This is a genomic window from Pseudomonas sp. RC10-4-2 (assembly GCF_050433085.1).
In the GTDB taxonomy this organism is placed as follows: Bacteria; Pseudomonadota; Gammaproteobacteria; order Pseudomonadales; family Pseudomonadaceae; genus Pseudomonas; species Pseudomonas aeruginosa.
Genome location: NZ_JBNPXX010000002.1, coordinates 964,958 through 981,782, shown reverse-complemented (window position 1 = coordinate 981,782; position 16,825 = coordinate 964,958). Strand labels below are relative to the sequence as shown.

Below are 16,825 nucleotides of genomic sequence, written 5' to 3'. Positions count from 1 at the left end.
AAACAAGAAGTACGCAGATTGATGGAAATCAAAAAACCACCCGGGAAATAAAACGATGACCGAAAACTGGAAATTCCGCCGTCGAACCTTTCTCAAGCACGGCGCCCAGGCCGCTACCCTGGCCGGCCTTTCCGGGCTGTTCCCGGAGACGCTCCGGCGCGCCCTGGCCATCGAGCCGGACATCCGCACCGGAACCATCCAGGACGTCCAGCACGTGGTCATCCTGATGCAGGAGAACCGCAGCTTCGATCACTACTTCGGCCACCTCAACGGCGTCCGCGGCTTCAACGATCCTCGCGCGCTCAAGCGCCAGGACGGCAAGCCGGTCTGGTACCAGAACTACAAGTACGAGTTCTCCCCCTATCACTGGGATACCAAAGTCACCAGCGCCCAGTGGGTGAGTTCGCAGAACCATGAATGGTCGGCCTTCCACGCGATCTGGAACCAGGGCCGCAACGACAAGTGGATGGCGGTGCAGTACCCCGAAGCCATGGGCTACTTCAAGCGCGGCGACATTCCCTACTACTACGCCCTGGCCGACGCCTTCACCCTGTGCGAGGCCTACCACCAGTCGATGATGGGCCCGACCAATCCGAACCGCCTCTACCACATGAGCGGACGCGCCGCCCCCAGCGGCGACGGCAAGGACGTACACATCGGCAACGACATGGGCGACGGCACCATCGGCGCCAGCGGCACGGTGGACTGGACCACCTATCCCGAGCGGCTAAGCGCCGCTGGCGTGGACTGGCGGGTCTACCAGGAAGGCGGCTACCGCTCCTCGTCACTCTGGTACCTGTACGTCGACGCCTACTGGAAATACCGGCTCCAGGAGCAGAACAACTATGACTGCAACGCCCTCGCCTGGTTCAGGAACTTCAAGAACGCTCCGCGCGATTCGGACCTCTGGCAGCGCGCCATGCTCGCCCGCGGCGTCGACCAGTTGCGCAAGGATGTGCAGGAGAACACGCTGCCGCAGGTGTCGTGGATCGTCGCGCCCTACTGCTACTGCGAGCATCCCTGGTGGGGCCCCTCGTTCGGCGAGTACTACGTGACCCGGGTGCTCGAGGCGCTGACCAGCAACCCCGAGGTCTGGGCCAGGACCGTGTTCATCCTCAACTACGACGAGGGCGACGGCTTCTATGACCACGCCAGCGCCCCGGTGCCGCCGTGGAAGGATGGCGTCGGCCTTTCCACGGTCAGCACCGCCGGCGAGATCGAGGCATCCAGCGGGCTGCCCATCGGGCTCGGCCACCGCGTCCCGCTGATCGCCATCTCGCCCTGGTCGAAGGGCGGCAAGGTCAGCGCCGAAGTGTTCGACCATACCTCGGTGCTGCGCTTCCTCGAACGCCGCTTCGGCGTCGTCGAGGAAAACATCTCGCCCTGGCGGCGTGCCGTCTGCGGCGACCTGACTTCGCTGTTCGACTTCCAGGGCGCAGGCGATACCCAGGTCGCCCCCGACCTGACCAACGTCCCGCAGAGCGACGCGCGCAAGGAGGACGCCTACTGGCAGCAGTTCTACCGGCCCAGTCCCAAGTACTGGTCCTACGAGCCCAAGAGCCTGCCCGGCCAGGAAAAGGGCCAGCGCCCTACCCTCGCGGTGCCCTACCAGTTGCACGCCACGCTGGCCCTCGACATCGCCGCCGGCAAGCTGCGCCTGACCCTGGGCAACGACGGCATGAGCCTGCCGGGCAATCCGCAGGGACACTCCGCTGCGGTATTCCAGGTGCAGCCGCGGGAAGTCGGCAATCCGCGCTTCTATACCGTGACCAGCTATCCGGTGGTCCAGGAAAGCGGAGAGGAACTGGGCCGGACCCTCAACGACGAACTCGACGACCTGCTCGACGCCAACGGCCGCTACGCCTTCGAGGTGCACGGCCCCAACGGCTTCTTCCGCGAGTTCCACGGCAACCTGCATCTCGCCGCGCAGATGGCGCGGCCCGAGGTATCGGTCACCTATCAACGCAACGGCAACCTGCAGTTGAACATCCGCAATCTCGGCCGCCTGCCGTGCAGCGTGACGGTGACGCCGAACCCGGCCTATACCCGGGAGGGCAGCCGTCGCTATGAACTCGAACCGAACCAGGCGATCAGTGAAGTGTGGCTGTTACGCAGCAGCCAGGGCTGGTACGACCTCAGCGTGACCGCCAGCAATACGGAAGCCAACTATCTCCGCCGCCTGGCCGGACACGTCGAGACCGGCAAGCCGAGCAGGAGCGATCCATTGCTCGACATCGCAGCGACCTGAAGCGAGGAGTCCATCGCATGAGACCTACCCTGACCTGGACCTTGCTGGCCCTGCTGCTCTGCGGCACGGCCATCGGCGCCGTCCTGTTGCTTTACCCATCGGAGCCGGCGCCCGTCGCGCCCTTCGCGTCTCCCCCGCAGGCCACACCGGCGGCAAAACCTTCCATTCCTTCCCGAGCCCCCGAGATGAATACAGCCACCGCTCCCGACAACCTGGAACAGCAACTCGGCGAGTTCGGCCGCAACGCCGGGCAGATGTCCGAGATCGAACGCAAGCAGGCCGCCGAAGGCCTGATCGAACAGCTCAAGCGCGAGGTGGCGGTCGGCGCCGATCCGCGCCAGACCTTCGAGGAGATCCAGCGTCTGACGCCCTATGTGGAGGCCGATGCCAGGCGCCGCGAGGCGCTCGACTTCGAGATCTGGATGGCGCTCAAGGACAACGCCTCCGTCCAGCAGCAAGCGCCGACGCCTGGCGAGGAAGAGCAACTGCGCGAATACGCGCAAGAGTCGGACAAGGTGATCGCCGAGGTGCTCGCCAGCGTCGACGACGAGGAGCAGCGTCACGCCGCCATCGACGAACGCCTCAAGGCCCTGCGCAAGCAGATCTTCGGCGAGGAGAACCCACGCCTGCTGCAACGCTGAAATCCACGGCGCCCCGACAGGGGCGCCGTCACGCAAGCGTCACCAAAACTTCACATCCGCTACACGGCGTCGGTCGACACTGACGTCATGAGCAGACCTCTAAGCATCGCCCTGATCAGCGAAACCTACCCACCGGAAGTCAACGGCGTCGCCAATACCCTGGGTCGCCTGCATGCCGGTCTCCAGCAGCTTGGCCATCGGGTCCAGGTGGTGCGCCCGCGCCAGCCCGGCGACGACGGCCGGCGCAGCGACGCCGAGCTGGTGCTGACCCGCGGCTGGCCGTTGCCCGGCTACCCCGGCCTGCAATGGGGCATGTCGAGCCTGCACAAGCTGCTGCGCTGCTGGAAGCGCCAGCGCCCGGACGTGCTCTACATCGCCACCGAAGGCCCGCTCGGCTTCTCTGCCCTGCGCGCCGCGCGGCGCCTGGGCATCCCGGCGGTCAGCGGCTTCCACACCAACTTCCAGCAGTACAGCGAGCACTACGGCTTCGGTCCGCTGACCCGGCTGGTCACCGGCTACCTGCGCTGGTTCCACAACCGCACGCAGATGACCCTGGTGCCCAGCGGCAGCCAGCGCATGGAATTGCAGCGGCGCGGTTTCGAACGTCTCAACCTGCTCTCCCGCGGGGTCGACAGCCAACTCTTCCATCCCTCCCGGCGCGATCCCGAACTACGCCGGCGCTGGGGCCTGGGCGAACAGGACATCGCCGTGCTGCACGTCGGCCGGCTGGCGGCAGAGAAGAACCTCGGCCTGCTCGGCGGCACCTTCCGCGCGCTCTGCGCCGCCCATCCGCAGCTGAAGCTGCGCCTGGTACTGGTGGGCGACGGGCCGGAGCGCAGGCACCTCGAACGGGACCTGCCCGAAGCGCTGTTCTGCGGCGTCCAGCGCGGCGAAACCCTGGCCGCCCACTACGCCTCGGGCGACCTGTTCCTCTTCCCAAGCCTGTCGGAGACCTTCGGCAACGTGGTCCTCGAAGCCCAGGCCGCCGGCCTCGCGGTGGTCGCCTTCGACCAGGCCGCCGCCGGCCAGCACATCCGCCATGGGCACAACGGCGTGCTCGCCGCGCCGGGCGACAAGAGCGGCTTCGTCGAAGTCGCCAGTTGGCTGCTGGACGACCAGGAACGCCTGCGCCGGGTCCGTCTCAACGCCCGCCAGCACGCCAGCCGGCAAGGTTGGGACAGCATCGTCGAGCACTTCCAGAACTACCTGGAGGACGCCTGCGCCAGTCCGCTGGTCCAGCCCGCTCGGTCGAAGCCCGAGCGGCCGCCGGCGGAGGATGGCGGGGCCTTGCCACGCAGCCGCGAGTAGGTCTCAGGCAAAGGCTTTCGGCGCGGCGATGAAGCCCAGGCTCATGGCCCCGGCGCCCAGGTTGATGCCGCCGGTGGGACTGAGCATGCCCAGGTGCAAGTGGATGTCGCACTCGCGGCAGGCGTTCTCCAGCGCGGCGAAGCCCGGCAGGTCGCGCAGCGCGGTCGGATCGCCGGCATAGCTGAGACCCAGTTGCGGTGCCAGCAGCTCACCCGCCTGTACCCGCGCCAGGGCATAGCCGAACAGCTTCTCCGCCGACTTCTCGAAGCTCGGCGAGAGCGCCACCGGTTTGTCCTCGCCATCGGCCAGGCTGAACACCGGCTTGACGTCGAGCAGCGAGCCCAACCCCAGCGCCGCGCCCTTGACCCGGTCGACGAAACCGCTGCGATCACCCTTCTGGAAGCCGCGCCGGCGCAAGTGGCCCAGGTCGTCGGCGACCAGGTAGGTGCAGGTCTGCTGGCTGAGCTGTTCGAGGCGCGTACGCAGCGCGTTGGGGTGGCTGCCCTGCGCCAGCAGGCGCGTGCCCTCGGCCGCCAGGCAGGCGATGCCGGCGAACACCGAGTGGCTGTCGAGTACGCGCAGGGTGAAGGGACCGGCGATGCCGGCCGCGTGGCGGCGCTCGTGGTAGTGCTGGAGCAGGCCGAAGGAGGCCTGGGTGGCGTGCTCGAAGATCGGGCTGCGCAGGCTGTCGACGGTGAGGCAGACCACGTAGTCGAAGTCGGTCACCAGTTCGTCGAGGAACCATTGCTGCAACTCGGCGGCGGAGAGCGGCTGGCTGCCGTCCTTGCTGCCGACCTTGGGCAGGTGGTCGCGGTAGAAGCTCAGGGTGGTGTCGGGGTCGCGTCGATCGATGAGCCGCTGCTCGCCCAGGCGGATCCCGATCGGCATCACGCGGATGCCGTGGGCGGCGAGGAATTCGGGCGGCAGGTCGCAGGTCGCGTCGACCACCAGGCCGATACGCATGGATTCGCTCCTCTGGCCGTTTCTCGGCCTATTGTTGTGTTGGCGGTCATACAATGCCGGTTTCGGACTTTGAAGTCAGCCGGTCGCAGGGCGGGTTTTCGGAAAAAATCACGGCCATGAAAAATCCCACCCCGAGGGGTGGGATCTGCTTGCCGGCGCAGCGCCGGACCGGTGTGTCGCGGACGCGCCTTCAGACCAGGCTGGCCAGGGCCTCGCGGCTGAACGGCTTGATGTCGCCGATACGCCCCTCGCGGACCTTCACCGCCCACTCCGGATCCACCAGCAGCGCGCGGCCCACCGCGACCAGGTCGAACTCGCCCTTGTCCAGGCGCTCCACCAGGCCGTCGATGCTCGCCGGCTGCGCCACCTCGTCGGTTTTGCCGAAGAATTGCAGGAACTCGCTGCCGTCCAGGCCGACGTTACCCACGGTAATGGTCGGCTTGCCGGTCAGCTCGCGGGTCCAGCCGGCCAGGTTGAGTTCCGAGCCTTCGAACTCGGGAATCCAGAAGCGGCGGGTCGAGCAGTGGAAGATGTCGACGCCGGCCTCCACCAGCGGCGCGAGGAACTCGCGCAGGCCCTCCGGGGTTTCCACCAGGCGCGCGGAATAGTCCTGCTGCTTCCATTGGGAGAAGCGGAAGATGATCGGGAAATCCGCGCCGACCGCCGCGCGCACCGCCCGCACCAGCTCGACGGCGAAGCGCGAGCGATTGGCCAGGCTGCCGCCGTACTCGTCGTCCCGCTGGTTGCTGCCTTCCCAGAAGAACTGGTCGATCAGGTAGCCGTGGGCGCCGTGGATCTCCACCCCGTCCATGCCGATCGCCTGGGCGTCGCGGGCGGCCTGGGCGAAGGCGGCGATGACTTCCTGGATGTCGGCCTTGCTCATGCCGTGGACCAGCACCTTACCGTCCTTGGCCTTCTCCATCGGGCCGTAGCCGGGCACGCTGGCGTCCGGCTCCACGCCCAGGCGCCGAACGCTGCCGACGTGCCAGAGCTGCGGAACGATGCGCCCGCCCTCGGCATGCACCGCGTCGACCACCTGCTTCCAGCCGGCCAGGGCGTCCTCGCCATAGAAGCGCGGCACGTTCGGATAGCCGTTGGCGGCCTTGTGGCCGACCGTGGTGCCTTCGCTGACGATCAGGCCGACGCCGGCGGCGGCGCGCCGGCGGTAGTACTCGACGACCTTGGCGTTGGGTACGCCGCCCGGGGAAAAGTTGCGGGTCATCGGCGCCATCACCACACGGGTGGGCAGCTCCAGGGCGCCGAGACGGAACGGTTGGAACAGGGCTTCTACGGGGGCACTCATGGACGGACTCCTGAGGGGGAATGGGAGGTTCGGGCAGGTATCAGGCGCGGAGCAGCAGCTCCAGGCGCGACATGAAAGCATTCAACGGAGCGAGGCCGGCGCCGACCTTGAAGCGCGCCAGGGCGCCCTGCCAGGCGAAGCCGATGAAGCCGGCCAGGCTCGCGCAGTCCTCGTCGGCGGCCAGTTCGCCGGCCTCGCGCGCCTGCTCCAGGCAGTCCTGGAGGATTTGCGCGGAAGCCTGCAGGATCGACTCGACCTTGGCCGCGATCGGCGGCGACAGCTCGGCCATCTCGAAGCTCAGGCTGCCGATGAAGCAGTGGTATTCGGGCTTTTCCTGGCGGGCGAAGTGCTCCAGCAGCTCGCCGTAGTAGCGCAGCACCCGCTCGCGCGGGCTGAAGCGGCTGTCGCCGAGGGCCTGGGCGTAGCGCGCCAGGCGCGGCGCGTAGACGTGCTCCAGGGCCTGCTGGGCGAAGGCTTCCTTGCTGTCGAAGTAGTGATAGAAGGAGCCCTTGGGGATGCGCGCGGCCTGGACGATCTCCAGCACCCCGGTGCCGTGGTAGCCACGTCGGGTCATGACCTCGGAGCCCTTGGCCAGGATCAGTTCACGCTTGTCGAGTCGGTTGCTAGTCATGGAACGAGAGAATATGACCGGTCGTCTCGTCCGCCCAGCATTATCAACGGCGGTGATCAGGCGTTACAGGCAGGGGCTTATCGCGTTGCGTCATGAAGCGGCGCAAGACAGGAAAGGAAGCGGCGGGACGCGAACGCGTCCCGCGGGAGATCAACCCAGGGCCTTCTCGATGGCTTGCACCAGGGCCGGGTCGTCCGGCGCCGTGCGCGGGCTGAAACGCGCCAGCACGCGACCGTCGGGACCGAGCAGGAATTTCTCGAAGTTCCAGGTGATGTCGCCGGGAAACTCCGCGCCCTCGCCCGCCAGCAGGCGATAGAGCGGATGCCGCGCGCTGCCGTTGACCTCGACCTTGGCGCTCATCGGGAAGCTGACGCCATAGTTCAGGCTACAGAAGGACTGGATATCCGCCTCGCTGCCCGGCTCCTGGCCGGCGAACTGGTTGCAGGGCACGCCGAGCACCGCGAAACCGCGCTCGCGGTAGGTCTGGTAGAGATTCTCCAGGCCGGCGTACTGGGGTGTCAGGCCGCATTTGGAGGCGACATTGACCACCAGCAGCACCTTGCCCTTGAACGGGGAAAGCGGCAGGTCCTGTCCATCCAACCCCTGCAGGGTGAGATCGTGAAAGGCACTCATGACGTACTCCTTGCGCATTCAGCGACACAACGTGCCAAGCCCCGCACCGGGCAAGAACCCTGGCTGCGGCGCATCCCCAGGGACGGGGTAAAGAGCCCAGGCATGGCGCATGACGCGAAAGGCGCCCAAAGGCGCCTTTCGCTATACCAGCTTAGCAGTTCCGCCGGCGGACGGCCCAGGCCATCAATCGGCGAATGAACGCCGATCAGTGGTGGTGACCGCCTTCGCCATGGATGTGACCATGGGCGATTTCCTCGGCGTTGGCCTCGCGCACGTCGACTACCTTGACCTTGAAGTTCAGGCGCTGGCCGGCCAGCGGATGGTTGCCGTCGACGGTCACGTCGTCGCCGTCGATGTCGCGGATGGTGACGATCTGCATGCCGCCGTCCGGAGCCGAGGCGTGGAACTGCATGCCGACTTCCAGTTCGTCGACGCCTTCGAACATCTCGCGGGTCAGGGTCGCGACCAGTTCGGCGCTGTATTCGCCATAGGCGTCTTCAGGCTCGATGGCGACGCTCAGTTCGTCACCGACGTTCTTGCCTTCCAGGGCCTTCTCCAGGCCGACGATGATGTTGCCGGCACCGTGCAGGTAGACCAGCGGCGCGCCACCAGCGGAACTGTCGATGACATCCCCGGCGTCGTTGGTCAGGGTATAGTCGATGGAAACCGCCTTGTTGGCCGCGATCTGCATGGTTCGAAACCTTTTCGATAAAGAAGATGAATGCGTAAGTGTACGCATCAATAGCCCCGAAAGCGACCGCGCCCCTGATGAACGGGGCGCGCGGGCGCCGTCGCGGGTGATTGATTTTCATCAGGACGAGGAAGGCCATTGGGTGGCAGTCTTGTCCTGTGGCCATACTCAACACCTGCGCCACCAACCGCCCTGGCAATCGCGCGCCTGGGTCCTTGACGAAAACGAGCGGCACAGACAGCTCGGCCGCGAATTTCGCTGCGGCTGGTGTGCCCGGGAAGAAGAAGAGCAGACCAAGGAGCAGTGATGCCCTCACGCAACATACTGGTGATCAACTGCGGCAGTTCGTCGATCAAGTTCGCCCTGGTCAACGAGGCCCACTCCCTGTTTCCCCTGCACGGCCTCGCCGAGCGCCTGGGCAGCCGCGATGCGGTGCTGCGCTGGAAGCGCGGCGGCGACAGCGACAGCCTGATGATTCCCAACGCCGACCACCGCGCCGCCCTCGCCCAGTTGCTGCCGATGGTGCAGAACGCCGCGGGCGGCAAGCTCCACGGCATCGGCCACCGGGTGGTGCATGGCGGCGAGCTGTTCACCCATGCCACGCGCATCGACGACCGGGTGGTCGAGGCGATCCGGGCCACCGCGCCGCTGGCGCCGCTGCACAACCCGGCCAACCTGCAAGGCATCGAGGCAGCGATGACGCTGTTTCCCAAGCTGCCCCACGTCGCCGTGTTCGACACCGCCTTCCACCAGAGCCTGCCGGAGCACGCCTACCGCTACGCCCTGCCGGAGGCCCTCTACCGTGAGCATGGCGTGCGCCGCTACGGCTTCCACGGCACCAGCCACCGCTACGTCAGCCACCGCGCCGCGGAAATGGCCGGGTTGGCGGTCGGCGACAGCAGTTGGCTCAGCGCCCACCTCGGCAACGGCAGCTCGACCTGCGCCATCGTCAACGGCCAGAGCCTCGACACCAGCATGGGCCTGACCCCGCTGGAAGGCCTGGTAATGGGCACCCGCAGCGGCGACGTCGACCCCAACCTGCACAGCCACCTGGCGCGGACCCTGGGCTGGAGCCTGGAGCGCATCGACTCGATGCTGAACAACGAAAGCGGCCTGCTCGGCCTCTCCGACCTGTCCAACGACATGCGCACCCTGGAGCAGGAGCGCGAGCAGGGCCACCCCGGCGCGGCCCTGGCGATCGAGGTGTTCTGCTACCGCCTGGCCAAGTCCCTGGCGGCGATGAGCTGCGCCCTGCCGCAACTGGACGGGGTGATCTTCACCGGTGGCATCGGCGAGAACTCGCCGCTGGTGCGCGCCAAGACCGCCGCCCACCTGCGGCTGTTCGACCTGCGCCTCGACCAGGAGGCCAACGCCCGCTGCGTGCGCGGCGTCGCCGGGCCGATCCAGGCCGCGGGGCATCCGCGGGTACTGGTGATCCCGACCAACGAAGAGCGGCAGATCGCCCTCGACACGCTGGCCCTGCTCGACTGAACTGGATCGACGCCCCCGCCCAACCAGGCGGCGTGGCCAAACGCACGGCTTAAGGAGCCCAGATGCATACCTTCTTCATCGCCCCGACCGGTTTCGGCGTCGGCCTCACCTCGATCAGCCTCGGCCTGCTTCGCGCCCTGGAACGCGCCGGGCTGAAGGTCGGCTTCTTCAAACCCATCGCCCAGCTGCATCCCGGCGACCTCGGCCCGGAGCGCTCCAGCGAACTGGTGGCGCGCACCCACGGCCTGGATACGCCGAAGCCGCTGCCGCTGGCCCAGGTCGAGCGGATGCTCGGCGACGGCCAACTGGACGAACTGCTCGAAGAGATCATCAGCCTCTACCAGCGCGCCGCCGCCGACAAGGACGTGGTGATCGTCGAAGGCATGGTACCGACCCGTCACGCCAGCTACGCCGCGCGGGTCAACTTCCACCTGGCGAAGAGTCTCGACGCCGAGGTGATCCTGGTCTCCGCGCCGGAAAACGAGACGCTCACCGAACTGACCGACCGTATCGAGATCCAGGCCCAACTGTTCGGCGGCCCGCGCGACCCGAAGGTGCTCGGGGTGATCCTCAACAAGGTCCGCGGCGAGGCCGACGCGGCCAACGCCGAGGACGGCGTGGCGGACTTCGCCCGGCGCCTCACCGAACACTCGCCGCTGCTGCGCGACGACTTCCGCCTGATCGGCTGCATTCCCTGGCAGGACGAACTCAACGCCGCGCGCACCCGCGACATCGCCGACCTGCTCAGCGCACGGGTGATCAACGCCGGCGACTACGAGCAGCGCCGGGTGCAGAAGATCGTGCTATGCGCCCGCGCCGTGCCCAACACCGTGCAACTGCTCAAGCCCGGCGTGCTGGTGGTGACCCCCGGCGACCGCGACGACATCATCCTTGCCGCCAGCCTGGCCGCGATGAACGGCGTACCCTTGGCCGGCCTGCTGCTGTGCAGCGACTTCCCGCCCGACCCGCGGATCATGGAACTCTGCCGCGGCGCCTTGCAGGGAGGCCTGCCAGTGCTGTCGGTGGCCACCGGCTCCTACGACACCGCGACCAACCTGAACCGGATGAACAAGGAAATCCCGGTGGACGACCGCGAGCGCGCCGAGCGGGTCACCGAGTTCGTCGCCGGGCACATCGATTTCGAATGGCTCAAGCAGCGCTGCGGTACGCCGCGCGAGCTGCGCCTGTCGCCGCCGGCGTTCCGCTACCAGGTGGTGCAACGCGCGCAGAAGGCCGGCAAGCGCATCGTCCTGCCCGAGGGCAGCGAGCCGCGCACCGTGCAGGCGGCGGCGATCTGCCAGGCGCGCGGCATCGCCCGCTGCGTGCTGCTGGCCAAGCCGGACGAGGTCCAGGCGGTGGCCCAGGCCCAGGGCATCGTGCTACCGGAAGGCCTGGAGATCATCGACCCGGACCTGGTGCGGCAGCGCTACGTCGAACCGATGGTCGAGCTGCGCAAGGGCAAGGGGCTGAACGCGCCGATGGCGGAGCAGCAACTGGAGGACAGCGTGGTCCTGGCGACCATGATGCTTGCCCTGGACGAGGTCGACGGCCTGGTCTCCGGCGCCATCCACACCACCGCCAGCACCATCCGCCCGGCGCTGCAACTGATCAAGACCGCGCCCGGCTACAACCTGGTGTCGTCAGTGTTTTTCATGTTGTTACCGGACCAGGTGCTGGTCTACGGCGATTGCGCGGTGAATCCCGATCCTTCGGCCAGTGACCTGGCCGAGATCGCCGTGCAGAGTGCCGCGTCGGCGCAGGCTTTCGGCATCCCTGCACGGGTCGCGATGATCAGCTACTCCACCGGCGACTCCGGTTCCGGGGTGGATGTCGACAAGGTTCGCGAGGCCACCCGCCTGGCGCGCGAGCAGCGCCCCGACCTGTTGATCGACGGACCCTTGCAGTATGATGCCGCCGCCATCGCCAGCGTCGGCCGCCAGAAGGCGCCGAACAGCCCGGTGGCCGGGCAGGCCACGGTGTTCATCTTCCCCGACCTGAACACCGGCAACACCACCTACAAGGCGGTGCAGCGCAGCGCCGATTGCGTCAGCGTCGGGCCGATGCTGCAAGGCCTGCGCAAACCGGTGAACGACCTGTCGCGCGGCGCGCTGGTGGAAGACATCGTCTACACCATCGCCCTCACCGCCATCCAGGCGGACGCCCAGGCCCCGGCCTGAAGGAACGCCGCCCAGTGGGCGGCACTGGCTTCGGCCAGGCACGAGGATGTGCCATGTGAACGGCGGGACCACGCCCCGCTCCACGCGCCCGGCCCTGGCCGGGCGCCTACGTACAAGGACTCCTTGATGCTGTCGTTTCTCCCCCATTTCCTGCGCGGCTCCCTGGCCGGCCTGCTGCTGGTGTCCAGCACCCTGTGCTGGGCCTGCCTGCTGTTCGGCATGACCCTGGTCAAGCTGCTCCTGCCGTTCGCCGCCGCCCAGCGCCTGTGCAGCAAGATCATGAGCCTGATCGCCGAAGGCTGGATCGCCTGCAACAAGGGCTGGATGAACCTGGTCCAGCGCACCCGCTGGAACGTCCAGGGCCTGGAGGGCCTGGAGTACCAACACTCCTACCTGGTCACCAGCAACCACCAGAGCTGGGTCGACATCCTCGTCCTGCAATACCAGTTGAACCGGCGCATCCCGCTGCTGCGCTTCTTCCTCAAGCAGGAACTGATCTGGGTCCCGATCATCGGCCTGTGCTGGTGGGCCCTCGATTTCCCCTTCATGAAGCGCTACAGCAAGGCCTACCTGGCCAGGCACCCGGAGAAGAAAGGCCAGGACCTGGCGACCACGCGCAAGGCCTGCGCCAAGTTCAGCCGCATCCCGGTAGCGGTGTTCAACTTCCTCGAAGGCACCCGTTTCACCCGCGCCAAGCACGACGAGCAGCAGTCGCCGTTCCGCCACCTGCTCAAGCCCAAGGCCGGCGGTATCGCCTTCGTCCTCGACGCCATGGGCGAGCAATTGAAGACCCTGGTCAACGTGACCATCCACTACCCGGACGGCAGCCCGACCTTCTGGTGCCTGCTTTCCGGACGCCTGAAGGACGTCGTGGTGCGCTTCGAGGAACTGGAGATTCCGCGCCAGTTCGTCGGCAAGAGCTACGACCAGGACGCCGGCTACCGCGCGGAATTCCAGCAATGGGTCAACCAGCTGTGGGAGCGCAAGGACCAGTTGCTCGACAGCCTGCACCGCGAGTTTCCCGGTAACGCCAAGGCGTAGGACGAAGAGCGCCGACCAGCGCCCATGAAAAAGCCCGCCGAATGGCGGGCTTTTTCTTCCAGGCCGCGATCAGTACTGCGGCTGGGTCTGCGCCGGGCCCTGGGCGCCCGGAACCGGTCGCAGGTTGACCTCGACGCGCCGGTTCTGCGCGCGACCGTCGGCGGTGGAGTTGCTCGCGATCGGTTGGTCCGGGCCCATGCCGCGGGTACTCAGGCGAGTGCCGTCGACGCCCTGGGCGGTCAGGTAGCCGGCCACGCTCTGCGCACGACGCTGGGACAGGTCCATGTTGTGCTGGCGGCTGCCGGTGCTGTCGGTGTAGCCGACGATCTCGATGGTGTTCTGGTTGTACTGCTTGAACGAGTTCGCCAGGTTGTTCAGCGGCGCGTAGAAGCTCGGAGCGATGTTCGCCGAATCGGTGGCGAAGGTGATGTTGCCCGGCATGATCAGCTTGATGTCGTCGCCCTGGCGCTGCACTTCCACGCCGGTGCCTTCCATCTGCCGACGCAGCTCGGCTTCCTGCTTGTCGGCGTAGTAGCCATAACCCGCGGCGGCCGCGCCGGCAACGGCAGCGCCGATCAGCGCGCCCTTGCCACGGTTGTTGTGGTCGATCGCGGCGCCGGCGACGGCGCCGGCCAGCGCACCCAGTCCGCCGTACTTGGCCGTCTTGCTCATGCCACCCTGGCTTTGGCTTTGCGTGTCGTAGGGGTTGTTGTTGGCACAACCGGCGAGCAGCGCCAGTGCGGTGACGGCTGCGGCCAGAGGCAGGCAACGGGAGGTGAACATGGGAAAACTACTCCTCGAGGTACTGAAACGCCCCTGCGTGAGGGGCGGCCGACATCTTAGAGCATAGCCAGGTGGCAAAATTCCCGATGCTCGGAAAAATCCTTTTCAGCCCCTGACGAAGGGATTCTCGCGCATCTCTTCGCCCAGCGTGGTGTCCGGGCCATGGCCGGCGACCACCGTGGCATCCTCGTCGAGGCTGTACAGGCGCTGCCGGATCGAACGCTGGATCGCCGCCGAGTCGCCGCCCCACAAGTCGGTGCGGCCGATGCCGCGGCGGAACAAGGTGTCGCCGGCGATCAGCAGCTTCGCCCGGGGGAACCAGAAACTCATCGAACCCGGCGTATGCCCCGGCGTGTGCAGTGCCACTCCGCAACCGCAGGCCAGTTCCTCGTCGTCGGCCAGCCAGCGGTCCGGGGCCGGCACCGGCGTGTAGGGCACGCCGAACAGTTGGCACTGCATCTCCAGGTTGTCCCAGAGGAACTGGTCGTCCTTGTGCAGGTGCAGGCTGGCGCCGGTGCGCTTCTTCATCTCGCCGGAGGCGAGGAAGTGATCCAGGTGCGCGTGGGTATGGATGATGCTGACCACCTGCAGGCCGAGGCGGTCGAGGCGCTGCAGGATCAGTTCGTGGTCGCCGCCCGGATCGACGACGATGGCCTTCCTGGTCAGCGGATCGCCAATGATGGTGCAGTTGCACTGCAAAGGCCCGACGGGAAAGGTTTCGCGGATCAGCGCGGGGGATGTCGACATGCAAGACTCCGATCACGGTCGGCGCGGCAAGCGCGCCATGGATTTCTATGAAACGCCAAGCATGGCACATCCATCCGCTGCCGAGGACCGTCGGCGTCGGCTCAGGGCGCTTCGCGGTAGTCGCTGGGCAGCTTGCCGGTCCACTTGCGGAACGCCCGGCGGAAGTTCGACGAGTCGTTGAAGCCGAGCAACAGGGCAATCTCGTACAGCGGTAGCTGGGTGGTGGTCAGGTATTGCAGGGCCAGGCGCTTGCGCACATCGTCGAGGACCTGCTGGTAGGTGGTGCCCAGCGACGACAGGTGCCGGCGCAGGCTGCGCCCGCTGGTGTGCAGTTCGCGGGCGGCCTGTTCGAGGTCGGGGAAGTCGCCGGGACGCGCCAGCAGCAGGCGGCGCACACGGGTCAGCAGGCCTTCCTGGACGTCCAGGGTGGCCAGCAGCGCCTCGCACTGCTGCTCGCACATCTGCACCGTGGCCGGGTTGGCCAGCGCCATCGGTCGTTCCAGGTACTCGCTGGGCATGCTCAGCCAGTGCCAGGGCTGCTCGAACTCCGCAGCCACCCCGAACACCTCGGCGTAGCGCCGGGCATGGGCCGGCGGCGGATAGGCGAAGCCGACCCGCACGTCCTGCAACGGCTCGCCGACCAGGAAGCAGGCGATGGAATACAGCGTCGCCATCAGGCCCTCGGCGGCGAACACCGAAGCGGCGCCCAGCGGCATCGACTCCACCGCGCGCAACTCGGCGCGACCGTCATCGAGCACCAGCTCCAGTTCGTAGGCCAGGCCGAGCACCCGGTAGTACTTGAGGGCGAACTGGATGGCCTTGCCCAGGTTGGCGCTGGACAGCACCGCGTAGCCGAGGATGCCGTGGGCGGAGACGTTCAGGCGCTGGCCGAGCACCAGCCCCAGCGCCGGCTCGCCGCACAGGGCCTGGGCGCTGTAGGTGAGCTGGTTGAAGTCGAGGAAGGACAGGCGGCCGTTCGGGCTGTCCAGCACCTCGGGACGCACTCGCGCAGCGTCGAACAGCGCCTGGCGGGATACGCCGTACTCCGCGACGAGATCGAGGAGTGCCTCGGCATAGGCCACCGGCACCAGTTCGGCGGTGAAATTGAGCGGTTGTTTCATGGCTGTTTATTGTTCTGACCGCTGGCCGGATATGACCGGAAAGTTGGCAGAAGATAACCTTGTGAGGCTATCCCCCGCAAGCGATAGTCGATCCCATGGTCCTTCACCATCACAGGGAGCCGCTATGGCCAGCACCACCCCCGAAGGTCTGGAGATCCGCCCGCGTCATCTGGACTTCGACCTGCCCGATCCGATGCCGCGCCATTGGCACAGCGGCGACGCTTTCAAGACCCACATGTTCAACGCCATGTCGGTGCTGTTCCCCGATGGCGAGCGCTTCTTCATCGACTCCGTGCGCCACTACCGCGAGCGGGTCGAGGACCCGGCGCTGAAGCAACAGATCCGTGGCTTCATCGGCCAGGAAGGCCACCACAGCCGCGAGCACCTGGTCTACAGCGACCGCCTGCGCGCCCTCGGCTACGACATCGACCGCCTGGAAGGCGGTGCCAAGCGGCGCATCCGCTTCGCCCAGCAGAAACTGCACCCGTCGCGGCAACTGGCGGCCACCGCGGCCCTGGAGCACCTCACCGCGATCATGGCCGACGGCCTGCTGAGCAACCCCAGGTGGCTGGAAGGCGCCGACCCGACCATGGCCCGCCTGTGGCGCTGGCACGCACTGGAGGAAACCGAGCACAAGGCGGTGGCCTACGACGTGTTCATGCTGGTCAACGGCAAGGCCAGGCTGCGCCGCCGGGCGATGGTCCAGGGCACCTTTTTCTTCGCCCTCGACACCACCAAGGGCCTGGTCCACATGCTCAAGCGCGACGGCCTGCTGTGGAACTTCAAGGTCTGGCGCGACGGCATCAAGTGGCTGTGGGGCAAGGACGGCGTGTTCCGCTCGCTGGTGGGCGTGTACCTGGACTTCTACAAGAAGGACTTCCACCCCTGGCAGCACAATAACCTGCACCTCATCGAGCAGTACCGCGACCAGTTCGAACCGGAACCGAAGGCCGCCTGACCCTCCTCGCCGCCCCTCCGCGCCGCGAGAGGGGCTTGCATCGCTTCCCTGCCCTGCCTGGTATTTCGGCCTTTCGTCCATGCATTAAA

At 67.0% G+C, this 16,825-nt stretch carries 16 protein-coding genes; 8 read left to right on the top strand and 8 right to left on the bottom strand.

The genetic code is table 11. The features are described 5' to 3' along the window. Positions 1-55 precede the first annotated feature (55 nt). From FHW81_RS12460 to FHW81_RS12450, 3 genes are all read left to right on the top strand, one after another. Positions 56-2,248 (top strand): phosphocholine-specific phospholipase C, encoded by a 2,193-nt coding sequence (locus tag FHW81_RS12460; protein WP_014603212.1) that lies wholly within the window; start codon positions 56-58, stop codon positions 2,246-2,248. 17 nt (positions 2,249-2,265) lie between these two features. Beyond that, positions 2,266-2,889: a phospholipase C accessory protein PlcR gene (gene plcR, locus FHW81_RS12455; protein ID WP_003120761.1), complete on the top strand. Its 624-nt coding sequence runs from the start codon at positions 2,266-2,268 to the stop codon at positions 2,887-2,889. 87 nt (positions 2,890-2,976) lie between these two features. Then, positions 2,977-4,197: a glycosyltransferase family 4 protein gene (locus FHW81_RS12450; RefSeq protein WP_003116486.1), complete on the top strand. Its 1,221-nt coding sequence runs from the start codon at positions 2,977-2,979 to the stop codon at positions 4,195-4,197. 3 nt (positions 4,198-4,200) lie between these two features. Here the strand turns inward: FHW81_RS12450 and FHW81_RS12445 are convergent, their stop codons facing one another. From FHW81_RS12445 to FHW81_RS12425, 5 genes are all read right to left on the bottom strand, one after another. Further along, entirely contained in the window at positions 4,201-5,160 is a 960-nt protein-coding gene (locus tag FHW81_RS12445) for a DegV family protein (protein WP_015503426.1), read from the bottom strand. A 190-nt stretch (positions 5,161-5,350) separates the two neighbouring features. After that, on the bottom strand, positions 5,351-6,463 hold the full coding sequence (locus FHW81_RS12440) for an NADH:flavin oxidoreductase (protein WP_003085824.1): 1,113 nt from the start codon (positions 6,461-6,463) through the stop codon (positions 5,351-5,353). A gap of 40 nt (positions 6,464-6,503) precedes the next feature. Continuing rightward, positions 6,504-7,094, bottom strand: a complete 591-nt coding sequence (locus FHW81_RS12435; RefSeq protein WP_003085819.1) for a TetR/AcrR family transcriptional regulator — start codon at positions 7,092-7,094, stop codon at positions 6,504-6,506. Between the two features lie 150 nt (positions 7,095-7,244). Further along, complete coding sequence (locus FHW81_RS12430) at positions 7,245-7,727, bottom strand: glutathione peroxidase (RefSeq protein ID WP_003109429.1); 483 nt, start codon at positions 7,725-7,727, stop codon at positions 7,245-7,247. A 205-nt stretch (positions 7,728-7,932) separates the two neighbouring features. Then, positions 7,933-8,418, bottom strand: coding sequence for an FKBP-type peptidyl-prolyl cis-trans isomerase (locus tag FHW81_RS12425; RefSeq protein WP_003085816.1), 486 nt, complete (start codon positions 8,416-8,418; stop codon positions 7,933-7,935). Here FHW81_RS12425 and FHW81_RS12420 point away from each other — a divergent pair. From FHW81_RS12420 to FHW81_RS12405, 4 genes are all read left to right on the top strand, one after another. Beyond that, a complete protein-coding gene (locus FHW81_RS12420; RefSeq protein WP_003109430.1) occupies positions 8,387-8,725 on the top strand; it encodes a DUF3565 domain-containing protein in 339 nt (112 codons plus the stop codon). The genes FHW81_RS12425 and FHW81_RS12420 overlap by 32 nt on opposite strands. Further along, entirely contained in the window at positions 8,725-9,909 is a 1,185-nt protein-coding gene (locus FHW81_RS12415; RefSeq protein ID WP_003085814.1) for an acetate kinase, read from the top strand. Before FHW81_RS12420 ends, FHW81_RS12415 begins: the two co-directional genes overlap by 1 nt. Positions 9,910-9,971: 62 nt before the next feature. Further along, complete coding sequence (pta, locus tag FHW81_RS12410) at positions 9,972-12,086, top strand: phosphate acetyltransferase (protein ID WP_003085813.1); 2,115 nt, start codon at positions 9,972-9,974, stop codon at positions 12,084-12,086. 126 nt (positions 12,087-12,212) lie between these two features. Next, entirely contained in the window at positions 12,213-13,127 is a 915-nt protein-coding gene (locus FHW81_RS12405) for an acyltransferase (protein WP_003085811.1), read from the top strand. A gap of 69 nt (positions 13,128-13,196) precedes the next feature. Here FHW81_RS12405 and FHW81_RS12400 read toward each other — a convergent pair whose 3' ends face one another. The 3 genes from FHW81_RS12400 to oruR form a co-directional block, all read right to left on the bottom strand. Then, a complete protein-coding gene (locus FHW81_RS12400) occupies positions 13,197-13,910 on the bottom strand; it encodes an OmpA family protein (protein WP_003085808.1) in 714 nt (237 codons plus the stop codon). 105 nt (positions 13,911-14,015) lie between these two features. Next, on the bottom strand, positions 14,016-14,657 hold the full coding sequence (locus FHW81_RS12395; RefSeq protein WP_003085806.1) for an MBL fold metallo-hydrolase: 642 nt from the start codon (positions 14,655-14,657) through the stop codon (positions 14,016-14,018). Between the two features lie 101 nt (positions 14,658-14,758). After that, positions 14,759-15,778, bottom strand: coding sequence for an ornithine utilization transcriptional regulator OruR (gene oruR / locus FHW81_RS12390; protein WP_003114220.1), 1,020 nt, complete (start codon positions 15,776-15,778; stop codon positions 14,759-14,761). A 124-nt stretch (positions 15,779-15,902) separates the two neighbouring features. Here oruR and FHW81_RS12385 point away from each other — a divergent pair, with 124 nt between their 5' ends. Continuing rightward, positions 15,903-16,736: a metal-dependent hydrolase gene (locus FHW81_RS12385; RefSeq protein WP_003109433.1), complete on the top strand. Its 834-nt coding sequence runs from the start codon at positions 15,903-15,905 to the stop codon at positions 16,734-16,736. The last annotated feature ends 89 nt before the right edge of the window (positions 16,737-16,825 follow it).

Excerpts from the sequence above, each read along its gene's own strand:
- FHW81_RS12460 (WP_014603212.1), top strand. The coding sequence starts at position 56 with ATGACCGAAAACTGGAAATTCCGCCGTCGAACCTTTCTCAAGCACGGC.
- plcR (WP_003120761.1), top strand. The coding sequence starts at position 2,266 with ATGAGACCTACCCTGACCTGGACCTTGCTGGCCCTGCTGCTCTGCGGC.
- FHW81_RS12450 (WP_003116486.1), top strand. The coding sequence starts at position 2,977 with ATGAGCAGACCTCTAAGCATCGCCCTGATCAGCGAAACCTACCCACCG.
- FHW81_RS12445 (WP_015503426.1), bottom strand. The coding sequence starts at position 5,160 with ATGCGTATCGGCCTGGTGGTCGACGCGACCTGCGACCTGCCGCCCGAA.
- FHW81_RS12440 (WP_003085824.1), bottom strand. The coding sequence starts at position 6,463 with ATGAGTGCCCCCGTAGAAGCCCTGTTCCAACCGTTCCGTCTCGGCGCC.
- FHW81_RS12435 (WP_003085819.1), bottom strand. The coding sequence starts at position 7,094 with ATGACTAGCAACCGACTCGACAAGCGTGAACTGATCCTGGCCAAGGGC.
- FHW81_RS12430 (WP_003109429.1), bottom strand. The coding sequence starts at position 7,727 with ATGAGTGCCTTTCACGATCTCACCCTGCAGGGGTTGGATGGACAGGAC.
- FHW81_RS12420 (WP_003109430.1), top strand. The coding sequence starts at position 8,387 with ATGGAAACCGCCTTGTTGGCCGCGATCTGCATGGTTCGAAACCTTTTC.
- FHW81_RS12425 (WP_003085816.1), bottom strand. The coding sequence starts at position 8,418 with ATGCAGATCGCGGCCAACAAGGCGGTTTCCATCGACTATACCCTGACC.
- FHW81_RS12415 (WP_003085814.1), top strand. The coding sequence starts at position 8,725 with ATGCCCTCACGCAACATACTGGTGATCAACTGCGGCAGTTCGTCGATC.
- pta (WP_003085813.1), top strand. The coding sequence starts at position 9,972 with ATGCATACCTTCTTCATCGCCCCGACCGGTTTCGGCGTCGGCCTCACC.
- FHW81_RS12405 (WP_003085811.1), top strand. The coding sequence starts at position 12,213 with ATGCTGTCGTTTCTCCCCCATTTCCTGCGCGGCTCCCTGGCCGGCCTG.
- FHW81_RS12400 (WP_003085808.1), bottom strand. The coding sequence starts at position 13,910 with ATGTTCACCTCCCGTTGCCTGCCTCTGGCCGCAGCCGTCACCGCACTG.
- FHW81_RS12395 (WP_003085806.1), bottom strand. The coding sequence starts at position 14,657 with ATGTCGACATCCCCCGCGCTGATCCGCGAAACCTTTCCCGTCGGGCCT.
- oruR (WP_003114220.1), bottom strand. The coding sequence starts at position 15,778 with ATGAAACAACCGCTCAATTTCACCGCCGAACTGGTGCCGGTGGCCTAT.
- FHW81_RS12385 (WP_003109433.1), top strand. The coding sequence starts at position 15,903 with ATGGCCAGCACCACCCCCGAAGGTCTGGAGATCCGCCCGCGTCATCTG.